Here is a 12,280-nt window from a genome sequence, read left to right as displayed (position 1 = left end):
CCAGCTGTGGAGAGTCCTGTGGATAACTCAGAACGCACCGATCTTCCAGCGTGCGACGAAGATGCCGATGGCGATGAGCGCGATGGTCAGCCCGATGAGCAGGCCGATCTGCACGCCCCGCCGCGAACGCTCGCGCGTCTCGACGAGGATGAGGCCCACGAGCGCGCCGCCGATGAGGCCGCCGAGGTGCGCCTGCCACGAGATGTTCGCGTTCGGGATGAACCCGATGGCGAGGTTGATGGCGAGCAGGATGTACAGCTGCGTCATGTTGCCACCGAGTCGCCGCTGGATCACCACGAACGCGCCCATGAGGCCGAAGATGGCACCGGATGCCCCGAGCACCGGCGAGTTGGGCACGGCGAAGGCCACGACGCCCACCGAGCCCGCGAGCCCGCTGATCAGGTACAGCGCGACGAATCGGGCGCGACCGAGCATCGGCTCGAGCAGTCGCCCGAATATCCACAGCGTGTACATGTTCAGCAGGATGTGGAAGATCAGCGACGTCGAGTGGAGGAACACCGACGTGAGGGCGCGCCAGGGCTCGAACGCCAGCTCGGTCATGAAGACCGGGCTGAAGAACAGCTCATTGGTGACCACCTGGCCTGGGATGACCCACTGCAGCAGGTAGACGAACACGGTGATGCCGATGAGGGAATACGTCACCACCGGCGCGCCGCGCTCGGTCGCCGACCGCATGCGCGTGACGACGGCCGGCTTGGTACGCGGCGCCGAGGCCCGCTGCTCACGCATGCACTCGGGGCAGATGACCCCGACGGGTGCCTGGGTTTGGCACTCGGGGCAGACCGTGCGCCCGCACCGCTGGCACAGGATGAAGCTCTGCCGATCGGGATGCCGGTAGCAGAAGTTCGCGCGATCAGGCCCGGCGTCGCTCACCGACGGATCAGACCTGCTCGACGGTGACGCTCTCGAGGACGACGTCTTCGAGAGGCCGGTCGCGACCGTCGGTGGCAACGGACGCGAGCTTGTCGACCACGGCCTGGCTGGCGGCATCCGTCACCTTGCCGAAGATGGTGTGCTTGCCCTGCAGCCACGTGGTGGGGCCCACGGTGATGAAGAACTGCGATCCGTTGGTGCCGCGACCCATCTGGATGCCGGCGTTCGCCATGGCGAGCACGTAGGGCTCGGTGAAGTCGAGCTCGGAGTTGATCTCGTCGTCGAACTGGTAGCCGGGGCCGCCCGTGCCCTGTCCGAGCGGGTCGCCGCCCTGGATCATGAACCCGGGGATGATGCGGTGGAAGACGATGTTCTCGTAGAGCGGGTCGTTCGACTTCTCGCCGGTCGCCGGGTGCGTCCACTCGATCTCTCCGGTCGCGAGGCCGACGAAGTTCTTCACGGTCTTCGGAGCGTGGTGCCCGTAGAGGTCGACCTTGATCGGGCCGTGGTTGGTGTTGAGCGTCGCGACAGCGGTGTGAATCGGCATGTCCTTATTCTGTCACGGGCGGATTCGTCAACCGGCATGCGGGATTCCGACTCCCACCCCGTTTCCAGCCCGTTCGGTGGCAAGATGGAGGAGTTCGCTGCACAACGATGGAGGTCGAGATGAGTCTGTCACGCAAGCGCCGGAAGGAACTCAAGCGACTGCAGAGCGCGGCGGAGGAACTCTGGGGGAACCAGCAGCACGTGCTCGAGAATGCAAACGCTGTCGCTCGGGAGGCCAGCCGTCAGCTCGGCCAGCTCACTCGCGAAGAGGTCGTCCCGCGTGTTCGCACGGGTTATGAGAGCTACGTACGACCTGGGGTCGAACAGGCCGGTCGCTTCGCACGAAGCGCGGGCGACACGGTCGAGCGCTCGGTGGGCAACGTGCTCGGCTCGGTGCTGTCGATCGGCGACATCGCCAACGACGCGCGCGTTCGCCGGGCGGTCGAGCGCGTCTCGCCGCGTGCTGCCGCTGTGGTCGAGCGCAAGAAGGGTCCCGGCGTGGGCACCTATCTGGCGATCGGCGCCGGCGTCGTCGCTGCAGCCGGCGTGGCGTACGCCGTGTGGCAGACGTTCCGCGCCGACGACGAGCTGTGGGTCGCCGACGATGAGCCGATGCCGTCGACGACTGCGGGCACGACGCCGCCGCTGTAACACCGACTGCGACCTGATCCTCAGGTTTCTCGAATGGCCCCGCCAGACGGCGGGGCCATTCGTCGTCTCCGGCGACGTCGATCGAGCCGGGCGAAGGTCGCGTCACTCAGTGCTCGCACTGATTTTCGATGAATCTGTGAATTCACCTTGCGGTTGACGTGAGAACACCGCTAGTGTCATTTTTCGGTGTCAAACCCACCGAAACAGAGAGAGGAGTTGATCCCCAAATGATGAAGCACATCTTCGTCCCAGCATTCACTGCAGCCGAGTCGGCGATCCTCCTCGCCTCCCGGGCCTGCTAGTTCTCCGCCCCGGCCGCACGCCTTCGCGCGTCTGACGGCCATCGTCGCCCTCGTGGCGTGACCCTGCGGCAGTTGCCGCGACATCCGTCGACGATCCTCGTCACCCGCCCCGCGGGCGCTCGGATGAACCGGTCACGCGACAGCGGCCCGCGGCTTCGGTCGCGCACCAACGGTGCTCACTCCTCTGCTCGAGCCCCGTGCATCTCACCTCCGCGCGCTCCGCAGGCCACGGCCGACGTGCGCGCATCCCCGCACCGCCCGGTGCACCGTCACACAACACATGAAAGCAAGTGAAATGAATACGAGTACGCTCACCGCCGGCTCGACTCAACAGGGTCAGGCCACCGCTCTCAGTGCCCAGGCACGCCAACTGCGCCAGCGTCTGGCGCTGCGCACCGGCCTCGCGCTCCTCGCGTGGAGCCGTCGTCAAGACGAACGACGCACCGCAGAGGCGGTACAGCTCCGTCGCCAGGCCGCCCAGCTCGCCACCCTGGCGCGCGACGACGTGCAGCGACGCGTCGCCCTCGCCACGCCGCTGGTGTGATCGGCATGGGCACCCATATCACCGAGCCTCCGCGGATCGCGACCCCGTCGACGATGGGCGAGCGAACCGCGGAGGCCTCGGCTGTGCACGGCGGCGTCGAGAGCGCACCGGCCACTGCGGCCGGTGCGTTGTCGACGCCGCCGTCGCTCGGTCAGGGCGCCGCGGGGGGCACGCCGTCGGCAGGCTCAGCGTCATTCATTCGCAACGCGATGTCGAGCAGGCTCACTCGCTTGAGCCCCGACACCTCTGAGAGCGGCACCCACCTCGCCTCGTCGCTCGAACCGCCGACCTCATTGCGCAGCTCGCCGCCGACGACGCTCGCGCGATAGATGACCCGCATCGCGTAGAGCGGTGACGCGCCGGTATGCCGTTTCGCCGCCGGCACCACCATCGTGTCGATGCCGAGCAGGCGGTCGACGGATGCCTCGTATCCGGTCTCCTCGAAGATCTCACGTCGCGCGGCGACCGCCGGGTGCTCGGCACCCTCGATACCACCACCCGGCAGGGTCCAGCCGGAGCGCCCGTACTCGTTCCAATGGGACAGCAGGATCTCACCCTCGCGGATGATCACCCCGTACGCGCCGATGCGGATATCCATCCCGTCACCTTACTCGCGCGGGTGCGGCGATCAGACGCCGTAGGACCGTGAACTGTGGAGCCTAGGAGATTCGAACTCCTGACATCCTGCTTGCAAAGCAGGCGCTCTACCAACTGAGCTAAGGCCCCGTGCGGATGCCTGGGGCATCCGTTTGGTTGTGTGGAGTTGTCGGTGTGGGGATACGAGGACTTGAACCTCGGACCTCTTCGTTATCAGCGAAGCGCTCTAACCGCCTGAGCTATATCCCCGAATTTGGCCGAGAGTCAGACTACCCGACCGGGCACGATTCTCCGAATCGAGCCGCCCTGAACCTCAGTTGTTGGTGAAGCCGACGAGGATGCCACCGGTGATCTTCACGCTGAGGTTGTAGAGCACCGCGATGATGGCGCCGAGTGCGGTCGTCACGACGAGGTTGAGGAGCGCGGATACGACCGCGAAGCCCATGACGTTGCCGAGCGAGAGGATCGCGGAGAGGTCTCCGCCGGTGCCGGCGATGTCGCGCACGAGCGAGTTGAGCTGGTTGAAGATGTCGGTGGAATTCAGCACCGTCCAGATCAGGAACGTCGCGACGATGGTGATGACGGAGAGGCACACGGCCACGAGGAACGACAGCTTCACCGCCGACCAGAAGTCGATGTAGACGAGCCGCAGACGCACCTGCTTGGCAGGCGGCTTCCGGTTCGACTTGCGGGCCAGCTTCTCGGCAACGCTACTCATAGACGGTTACTCCTCTCCGGCGGGCTCGGCCGCTTCGTTCTCGGCGGCCTCCTCCACGAGATTCCGTTCGGAATTCTTCGCGATGGCGATGATCCGGTCGTCGTCCGCGAACTTCGCGAACACGACACCCATCGTGTCCCTGCCCTTGGCGGGAACCTCGGCGACGTCAGAGCGTACCACCTTGCCGCTGGCAAGAACCACCAGCACCTCGTCGTCGTGGCCGACGATGAGGGCGCCCGCGAGGTCGCCACGATCCTCGTTGAGCTTCGCCACCTTGATGCCGAGGCCGCCGCGGTTCTGCAAGCGGTACTGGGCCACGGCGGTGCGCTTGGCGTAGCCGCCCTCGGTCACGACGAACACGTAGCGCCGGTCGTCGGCCTCCGCCTCGGCCCCGGTCGCGGGGTCCGTCGTGATCTCAGCTGCGTCGGCCGCGTCGGGACCGGTACCGGGCACGACGGATGCCTCGAGCAGCGCGTCGCCCGCACGGAAATGCATGCCGATGACACCCGACGTCGACCGGCCCATGGGCCGCAACGCGGCATCCGTCGCCTCGAAGCGGAGCGACATGCCCTTCTTCGAGACGAGCAGGATCTCATCGTGCTCGTCGATGAGCATCGCCGAGACGAGCTCATCGCCCTCGCGGAGCTTGATCGCGATGACGCCGCGCGAGCGGTTGGTGTCGTACTCCTCGAGCGAGGTCTTCTTCACGAGGCCGTCGCGGGTGGCGAGCACGAGGTACTGCGCCACGCCGTAGTCGCGGATGTCGAGGATCTCGGCGATCTGCTCGTCGGGTTGCATCTCGAGCAGGTTCGCGACGTGCTGGCCCTTCGCGTCGCGGCCGGCCTCCTGGATCTCGTACGCCTTCGCGCGGTACACCCGGCCCATGTTCGTGAAGAAGAGGAGCCAGTGGTGGGTGGTCGTGACGAAGAAGTGCTCGACCACGTCGTCGGCGCGCAACTGCGCACCCTTCACGCCCTTGCCACCGCGGTGCTGCGAGCGGTAGTTGTCGCTGCGCGTGCGCTTCACGTAGCCGCCGCGCGTGACCGTGACCACCATCTCCTCTTCGGGGATGAGGTCTTCGACGGCCATGTCGCCGTCGTAGCCGGGCATGATGTGGGTGCGGCGCTCGTCGCCGTACTTCGCGACGATGTCGGCGAGCTCTTCCGAGACGATCGCGCGCTGGCGCTCGGGGCGCGCGAGGATGTCCTGGAAGTCGGTGATCTGGGACTCGAGCTCGAGGGCTTCGTCGATGATCTTCTGTCGCTCGAGCGCAGCGAGGCGGCGCAGCTGCATGGCCAGGATGGCGTCGGCCTGCAGGTCGTCGATCTCGAGGAGCCCCCTGAGGCCGTCGCGTGCGTCGTCGACGGTGGCCGAGGCACGGATGAGCGCGATGACCTCGTCGAGCGCGTCGAGCGCCTTGAGGTAGCCGCGCAGGATGTGCATGCGCTCTTCGGCCTTCTTCAGGCGGAACTGCGTGCGTCGCACGATGACGTCGATCTGGTGATCGACCCAGTGCGCGATGAAGCCGTCGATCGAGAGGGTGCGCGGGATGCCGTCGACGATCGCGAGCATGTTCGCGCCGAAGTTGTCTTGCAGCTGTGTGTGCTTGTAGAGGTTGTTGAGCACGACCTTCGCGACCGCGTCGCGCTTCAGCACGATCACGAGGCGCTGTCCGGTGCGACCGGAAGTCTCGTCGCGGATGTCGGCGATGCCGCCGATCTTCCCGTCTTTCACGAGATCGGCGATCTTGATCGCGAGGTTGTCGGGGTTCACCTGGTACGGCAGTTCGGTGACGACGAGGCAGGTGCGACCCTGCAGCTCCTCGACGGCGACGACGGCGCGCATCGTGATCGAACCGCGGCCCGTGCGGTAGGCGTCGTTGATGCCCTTGACGCCGAGGATCTGAGCGCCCGTCGGGAAGTCGGGGCCCTTGATGCGCTGGATGAGAGCCTCTTGCAGCTCTTCGCGGCTGGCCTCGGGGTGCTCGAGGTACCACTGGGCACCGGATGCCACTTCGCGGAGATTGTGCGGCGGGATGTTGGTGGCCATGCCCACGGCGATGCCGACCGAGCCGTTGACGAGGAGGTTCGGGAACCGCGCCGGCAGGATCGCCGGCTCGCGGGTGCGGCCGTCGTAGTTGTCCTGGAAGTCGACGGTGTCTTCATCGATGTCACGGACCATCTCGAGGGCGAGGGGGGCCATCTTGGTCTCGGTGTACCGGGGGGCGGCCGCGCCGTCGTTGCCCGGCGAGCCGAAGTTGCCCTGGCCGAGCGCGAGCGGGTATCGCAGGCTCCACGGCTGCACGAGGCGGACGAGCGCGTCGTAGATCGCCGTGTCTCCGTGGGGGTGGAACTGCCCCATGACGTCGCCGACGACGCGTGCGCACTTCGAGAACGCCTTGTCGGGCCGGTAGCCGCCGTCGTACATGGCGTAGATCACGCGTCGGTGCACGGGCTTGAGGCCGTCGCGCACCTCGGGCAGGGCACGGCCCACGATCACGCTCATGGCGTAGTCGAGGTACGAGCGCTGCATCTCGAGCTGCAGGTCGACCTGGTCGATCCTGCCGTGCACGCCGGGGCCCTCGTAGCCCTCTTCGCCGGGGTTGATCACATCAGATGTCAAGGAAACGCACGTCCTTCGCGTTCTTCTGGATGAAGTTGCGGCGGCTCTCGACGTCTTCGCCCATCAGGGTGGAGAAGATCTCGTCGGCGGCTGCCGCATCGTCCATGGTGACCTGCAGCAGCGTGCGGGTCTCGGGGTTCATCGTGGTCTCCCAGAGTTCCTGGTGGTTCATCTCGCCGAGACCCTTGTAGCGCTGCACGCCGTTGTCTTTCGGGATTCGCTTGCCCGACGCGACTCCGGCTTCGTAGAGCGCGTCGCGCTCCTTGTCGGAGTAGACGTACTCGTGATCGGCGTTCGACCACTTCAGGCGGTACAGCGGCGGCTGCGCGAGGTAGACGTAGCCGAGCTCGATGAGCGGCCGCATGTACCGGAAGAGCAGCGTGAGCAGGAGCGTGGTGATGTGCTGCCCGTCGACGTCGGCGTCGGCCATGAGCACGATCTTGTGGTACCTGGCCTTCTCCGTGTTGAAGTCCTCACCGATGCCGGCACCGAACGCCGTGATCATGGCCTGGACCTCGTTGTTGGCGAGTGCACGGTCGAGTCGGGCCTTCTCGACGTTCAGGATCTTGCCGCGCAGCGGGAGGATCGCCTGAGTCTCGGGGTTTCGGCCCTGCACGGCGGAGCCGCCGGCCGAGTCGCCCTCGACGATGAAGATCTCGGACAGCGAGGGATCCTTCGACGAGCAGTCCTTGAGCTTGCCGGGCATTCCGCCCGACTCGAGAAGCCCCTTGCGGCGGGTCGCCTCGCGGGCCTTACGGGCCGCGATGCGGGCCGTCGCCGCCTGGATCGCCTTGCGGATGATGTCGCGCGCCTGCGTGGGGTTGCGCGCGAACCAGTCGCCGAGCTGGTCGGCGGTGACCTTCTGCACGAACGACTTCGCCTCGGTGTTGCCGAGCTTCGTCTTCGTCTGGCCCTCGAACTGCGGCTCGGCGAGCTTCACGGAGATGACGGCGGTGAGCCCCTCACGCACGTCATCGCCCGAGAGGTTGTCGTCTTTCTCCTTGATGATGCCCTTCTCGCGGGCGTACTTGTTCACGAGCGTCGTGAGCGCGGCGCGGAAGCCCTCTTCGTGCGTGCCGCCCTCGTGCGTGTTGATCGTGTTCGCGTAGGTGTGCACCGATTCGGTGTACGACGTCGTCCACTGCATCGCGACCTCGAGCGCGATCTTGCGCTCGGTGTCCTCGGTTTCGAAGGAGATGATCTCGTCGTTGACGACGTCGTTCTTCTTCGAGCGGTTCAGGTACTCGACGTAGTCGACCAGGCCGCGCTCATAGAGGTAGGAATTGGTGCGGGGTCCGGCAGGAACGGTCTCGGACGCCGCAGTGTCTTCGGGATCGATCTCAGTGTGGCCGCTGCGCTCGTCGGTGAGCGTGATGCGCAGGCCCTTGTTGAGGAACGCGTACTGCTGGAACCGGGCGCGGAGCGTCTCGTAGTCGAACTCGACCGTCTCGAAGACGTCGGGGCTCGGCCAGAACGTGATGGTCGTGCCGGTCTCGTCGCTCGGGCCCGCCTCGATGAGCGGGGCGTCGGGCACGCCGACGGTGTACGACTGGGTCCACACCGAGCCCTGGCGTCGGACCTCGACATCGAGGCGCGAGGAGAGGGCGTTGACGACGGATGACCCGACGCCGTGCAGCCCGCCCGAGACGGCGTAGCCGCCGCCGCCGAACTTGCCGCCGGCGTGCAGCACGGTGAGCACGACCTCGACCGTGGAGCGCCCCTCGGTCTTGTGGATGTCGACAGGGATGCCGCGGCCGTCGTCGATGACGCGCACTCCGCCGTCGGGCAGGATCGTCACGTCGATCTGGGTGGCGTGACCCGCAAGCGCCTCGTCGACGGAGTTGTCGACGATCTCGTAGACGAGATGGTGGAGGCCTCGTGGCCCCGTCGAGCCGATGTACATGCCCGGCCGCTTGCGAACCGCTTCGAGGCCCTCGAGTACTTGGATCTCATCAGCACCGTATGCCGGCGACTGCTGGGCCTTCGTGGGTTCCGCTGTCATGTGTGAATCGGGCTCCTGACCGTCATTCTGGCGACCCTTGATCCTATCAAACCGGGAGGTCGACTCTGCCGGAAATCGCCGATCTCAGGCGATGACACAGTGGGAGTGACCGTTTTCGTCTGGTTAACCGTAGGTATCGCGTGGGCCACGCCCTGGAACCGATCTGGGGCCCCTTTTCCAAGTGGGAGCGTCGGGGCCTTGGAAGCGGATCGTCTCGATGGCCGCGCCGGGGAACCTCAGGGTGATCTCGGTGACGAGTTGCGTCCGCATCATGCGGAGCTGGGTCGCCCATGCCGTCGACTCGCAGCGCACTTGCAGCACACCGCCCTCGATGGCGATGGGCTCCGAGTGCTTCGCGGTCTCCTCGCCGGCGATGTCGGCCCACGAGGCGAGCACCTCGTGCTGCGAGAGCGGGCCGCTCCAGCCGAGCTGGTGGCTGAGCACATCGATCGTGTCGGCGAGCGGCTTCGGATCACGCCCGGGGCTGAACGGCTCGCTCCCCGAGATCTCACGCGCGCGAACGCGGCTCGCGCGACCGGAGCGAACGCGCGGCTCTCCGCCGAAGATCTCACGGAAGTGCTGGTAGACGCGGGCCGCCTCGGACCGGGACGCCTCAGGCATCGGATGCCCCGTTCGCAGCGACCAATCCGTCGACGATCTCGCCCGCCTCGATGTGCACGACTCGCGCCGTGAGCGGCGTGGGCACGTCTTCGAGCACAGCGGCGGTGACGAGCACCTGCTCGAAGCCGGCGATTGCGACGGCGAGCCGCTCGCGACGCAACCGGTCGAGCTCGGCGAACACGTCGTCGAGCACGAGCACCGGGTCTCCGGTGGTCGAATCGCGGCGCAGGAGCTCGGCGGAGGCGAGCCGGAGCGCCAGTGCGAACGACCAGGATTCGCCGTGGCTCGCGTATCCCTTCGCCGGAAGCCCGTTGAGGAGCAGCACGACGTCGTCGCGATGCGGACCGGCGAGGGTGACGCCGCGCTCGAGCTCTTTCGGTCGGAGCTGCCGGAGCGCCTCGATGAAGCGGGTACGGGTGTCGCCCGCGTCGGTGCGCTGCGCGGCCACGGGGCCGCCGGGTTCCTCGTCGGGGTCGGCGCCGTCGATGGAGAGCAGCGGCCGCAACCCCGGGGCGTGGTCGGCGTCGACGATCGAACGGTAGGCCGCGGCGAGCGGATCGGTGAGCTCGGCCACCAGGGCGAGGCGCTGGTCGATGAGTTCGGAACCGAGCGCAACGAGACGCTCGTCCCAGATGTCGAGCGTCGAGAGCTTGTCGGCGGCGAGCCCTCGAGCACGTGCACTCTTCAACAGCGAATTGCGTTGCCGAAGCACGCGGGTCGTAATCGGCCATGACCCCCGAGAGTCGCGGGGTGCGCTGCACGAGCAGTTCGTCGAGCATCCGACGCCGCACCGATGGCTCGCCGCGCACGATCGCGAGGTCTTCGGGCGCGAACAGCACACTATGCGCATACCGCGGCAGCTCTCGCGTCTTCACCGGTGAACGGTTGAGCTGCGCCCGGTTCGCGCCCTGCCGGTTGAGCTGGAGCTCCACGAGCAGCTCACGGTCGCCGTGCGAGAGCAGTGCGCGCACGATCGCGGCATCGGCTCCGGCGCGGATCAGCGCCTGATCACCCGTGACGCGGTGGGAGCCGAGTGTGGCGAGGTAGCCGATGGACTCGACCAGGTTGGTCTTGCCCTGGCCGTTTCGGCCGACGAACACCGTGGCGCCGGGACCGAGGTCGAGGTCGGCGCGCTCGTAGTTGCGATAGTCGATGAGCGAGAGGCGGGCGACGTGCACGCTGGGCTCCCTTCGACACTCGAACCCGATCAACGCTACCCCGTGCCACCGACCTTGCAGCGGGCCTCGCGAGTGCGGGGCATCCGCTCGATGAACACCACCGCGCGTGGACGGTTCGGAGTCAGCGGAGCAGCAGGTTGGGCTGCAGCAGGTAGCGGTAGCTGTCGGCTCCCGCCTGCTCTCGCGACGACTGACTCGTGATGAGCACGGGGCCCGGCTTGTTCGGGTTCTCGGTCTTCGTGAACGAGATGCGCACGAACTCGGAATGCACCGCCCCGAGCCCGTCGAGGAGGAACTGCGGCTTCAGCGAGACGACCGTGTCGTCGCCCGTGAGGATCGCGTCGATGGTCTCGGATGCCTGGGCCTGCTCGCTGCCGATCGCCTCGAGGATGAGCCCATCGGCCGAGAAGCTGTAACGCAGCGCCGCCTCGCGCTCGAGAACGAGCGACACGCGGCGGGTCGCCTCGATGAGCTCGGCCGTGTTCATCACCGCGTAGTTGTCGACGGTCTCGGGGAAGAGCCGGCGCACGGGCGGGAAGTTTCCCTTGATGAGCAGCGACGTCACGGTCTTCTTCTCGGCGCTGAACGCGATGAGCTCGCGGTCGTCGCGGCTCGTGATGGCCACCGAGATGTTGCCGGAGTGGCCGAATGTCTTGCCGACCTCCTGCAGCGTGCGCGCGGGTACGAGTGCGGTGATCGTCTCTTCACTCGCGACGCTGCCGCCGTCCCAGTCGAGCTCGCGCACGGCCACCCGGTAACGGTCGGTGGCGACGAGGCTCAGGTTGTTCTCCCGCACTTCGAGCTGCACGCCCGTAATGACCGGGGTGACATCGTCGCGGGATGCCGCGACCGCGACCTGCGCGACGGCCGCGGCGAACTCCTCGGCCGGCACGACTCCGGACTCGGCCCCGATCTCGGGGATCGACGGGTATTCCTCGACCGGCATCGAGAGGAGCGTGAAGCTCGCAGACCCGCAGGTCACCGAGATGCGGCTCTCTTCGGTGGCCACGCGCACGGGCGCGTTCGGCAGGCGGCCTGCGATCTCGGCGAGGAGGCGCCCCGACACGAGGACCGTTCCGGGCTCTTCGACGTCGGCCTGGATCTCGGTCTGCGATGACACCTCGTAGTCGAACGAGGAGAGCACGAGGCCGTCGTCGTTCGCCCGGATGAGCACCCCCGACAGGATGGGAAGGGTCGTGCGCTGCGGTAGCAGCTTCACGGCGAAGGAAACAGCCTCGCTGAAAACGTCGCGGTTGACCTGGAACTTCACGGTTCTCCCGTCGTGGATGTCGCTGGGTGGCTCCCATGCTATCCGCAGAGCGGATTCCGGCGACGAGCGATTCTCTCGTCGAGTGGCACGAAGGCCCTCCGAGACGCTGCGATCGTCGAGGTTCTTGGATTCCCCAGTTAAACAGTTCTCTCTTAACAGTGTTAACCATTGTGGAAACTGTGGATGGCGTCATGCGATCCGCGGAACGACGCCGATGGCGCGGCATCCGACCTGTGCACAGTGTGTGGGGATGCGGTCGGATGCCTCGAGCGCGACTCGATCACCTGACAGCGTTCTGCACAGGCTGGGGCTCCGTCTCAACAGGCAGAGGCTGG

At 66.8% G+C, this 12,280-nt stretch carries 10 protein-coding genes, 2 tRNA genes and 1 pseudogene; 2 read left to right on the top strand and 11 right to left on the bottom strand.

The genetic code is table 11. The features are described 5' to 3' along the window. Positions 1 to 27 precede the first annotated feature (27 nt). The gene (locus tag QFZ26_RS08310; RefSeq protein ID WP_307041062.1) at positions 28 to 894 is read right to left on the bottom strand and encodes a rhomboid family intramembrane serine protease; all 867 of its coding nucleotides are present in this window, start codon (positions 892 to 894) and stop codon (positions 28 to 30) included. Positions 895 to 901: 7 nt separating this feature from the next. Continuing rightward, positions 902 to 1,441 (bottom strand): peptidylprolyl isomerase, encoded by a 540-nt coding sequence (locus tag QFZ26_RS08305; protein WP_307041060.1) that lies wholly within the window; start codon positions 1,439 to 1,441, stop codon positions 902 to 904. Positions 1,442 to 1,560: 119 nt separating this feature from the next. On the opposite strand from QFZ26_RS08305, the gene QFZ26_RS08300 reads away from it, so the two are divergent. Further along, complete coding sequence (locus QFZ26_RS08300; protein ID WP_307041058.1) at positions 1,561 to 2,091, top strand: hypothetical protein; 531 nt, start codon at positions 1,561 to 1,563, stop codon at positions 2,089 to 2,091. 597 nt (positions 2,092 to 2,688) lie between these two features. After that, positions 2,689 to 2,937, top strand: coding sequence for a hypothetical protein (locus tag QFZ26_RS08295; RefSeq protein ID WP_307041056.1), 249 nt, complete (start codon positions 2,689 to 2,691; stop codon positions 2,935 to 2,937). Positions 2,938 to 3,088: 151 nt separating this feature from the next. Here QFZ26_RS08295 and QFZ26_RS08290 read toward each other — a convergent pair whose 3' ends face one another. The 9 genes and pseudogenes from QFZ26_RS08290 to dnaN all read right to left on the bottom strand — a co-directional run bounded on the left by QFZ26_RS08290 (position 3,089) and on the right by dnaN (position 11,945). After that, the gene (locus QFZ26_RS08290) at positions 3,089 to 3,535 is read right to left on the bottom strand and encodes an NUDIX hydrolase (protein ID WP_307041055.1); all 447 of its coding nucleotides are present in this window, start codon (positions 3,533 to 3,535) and stop codon (positions 3,089 to 3,091) included. A gap of 55 nt (positions 3,536 to 3,590) precedes the next feature. Further along, positions 3,591 to 3,663: transfer RNA gene (locus QFZ26_RS08285), tRNA-Ala, on the bottom strand. Positions 3,664 to 3,709: 46 nt separating this feature from the next. Then, positions 3,710 to 3,783 (bottom strand) — tRNA-Ile (locus QFZ26_RS08280). A 64-nt stretch (positions 3,784 to 3,847) separates the two neighbouring features. Continuing rightward, the gene (locus tag QFZ26_RS08275; RefSeq protein ID WP_307041053.1) at positions 3,848 to 4,252 is read right to left on the bottom strand and encodes a DUF3566 domain-containing protein; all 405 of its coding nucleotides are present in this window, start codon (positions 4,250 to 4,252) and stop codon (positions 3,848 to 3,850) included. 6 nt (positions 4,253 to 4,258) lie between these two features. Then, the gene (gyrA, locus tag QFZ26_RS08270) at positions 4,259 to 6,784 is read right to left on the bottom strand and encodes a DNA gyrase subunit A (protein ID WP_373460754.1); all 2,526 of its coding nucleotides are present in this window, start codon (positions 6,782 to 6,784) and stop codon (positions 4,259 to 4,261) included. Between the two features lie 79 nt (positions 6,785 to 6,863). Continuing rightward, entirely contained in the window at positions 6,864 to 8,876 is a 2,013-nt protein-coding gene (gyrB, locus tag QFZ26_RS08265; protein WP_307041049.1) for a DNA topoisomerase (ATP-hydrolyzing) subunit B, read from the bottom strand. Positions 8,877 to 8,999: 123 nt separating this feature from the next. Beyond that, positions 9,000 to 9,497 carry a DUF721 domain-containing protein gene (locus QFZ26_RS08260; RefSeq protein ID WP_307041047.1) on the bottom strand — a complete coding sequence of 166 codons (498 nt, stop codon included), beginning with the start codon at positions 9,495 to 9,497 and terminating at the stop codon, positions 9,000 to 9,002. Next, a pseudogene (recF, locus tag QFZ26_RS08255) lies at positions 9,490 to 10,675 on the bottom strand (DNA replication/repair protein RecF). The gene QFZ26_RS08260 and the pseudogene recF overlap by 8 nt, the downstream one beginning before the upstream one ends. 121 nt (positions 10,676 to 10,796) lie before the next feature. Beyond that, on the bottom strand, positions 10,797 to 11,945 hold the full coding sequence (gene dnaN, locus QFZ26_RS08250; protein WP_307041045.1) for a DNA polymerase III subunit beta: 1,149 nt from the start codon (positions 11,943 to 11,945) through the stop codon (positions 10,797 to 10,799). Between the last annotated feature and the right edge of the window lie 335 nt (positions 11,946 to 12,280).

This window comes from Agromyces ramosus (assembly GCF_030817175.1).
Taxonomy (GTDB): Bacteria; Actinomycetota; Actinomycetes; order Actinomycetales; family Microbacteriaceae; genus Agromyces; species Agromyces ramosus_A.
This window is presented reverse-complemented; position numbering and strand designations above follow the sequence as displayed.

What these genes read in the sequence shown, in the direction of transcription:
- QFZ26_RS08275 (WP_307041053.1), bottom strand. Translation starts at nt 4,252, where the DNA reads ATGAGTAGCGTTGCCGAGAAGCTGGCCCGCAAGTCGAACCGGAAGCCG.
- gyrB (WP_307041049.1), bottom strand. Translation starts at nt 8,876, where the DNA reads ATGACAGCGGAACCCACGAAGGCCCAGCAGTCGCCGGCATACGGTGCT.
- QFZ26_RS08305 (WP_307041060.1), bottom strand. Translation starts at nt 1,441, where the DNA reads ATGCCGATTCACACCGCTGTCGCGACGCTCAACACCAACCACGGCCCG.
- QFZ26_RS08290 (WP_307041055.1), bottom strand. Translation starts at nt 3,535, where the DNA reads ATGGATATCCGCATCGGCGCGTACGGGGTGATCATCCGCGAGGGTGAG.
- QFZ26_RS08295 (WP_307041056.1), top strand. Translation starts at nt 2,689, where the DNA reads ATGAATACGAGTACGCTCACCGCCGGCTCGACTCAACAGGGTCAGGCC.
- QFZ26_RS08300 (WP_307041058.1), top strand. Translation starts at nt 1,561, where the DNA reads ATGAGTCTGTCACGCAAGCGCCGGAAGGAACTCAAGCGACTGCAGAGC.
- QFZ26_RS08260 (WP_307041047.1), bottom strand. Translation starts at nt 9,497, where the DNA reads ATGCCTGAGGCGTCCCGGTCCGAGGCGGCCCGCGTCTACCAGCACTTC.
- gyrA (WP_373460754.1), bottom strand. Translation starts at nt 6,784, where the DNA reads ATGCAGCGCTCGTACCTCGACTACGCCATGAGCGTGATCGTGGGCCGT.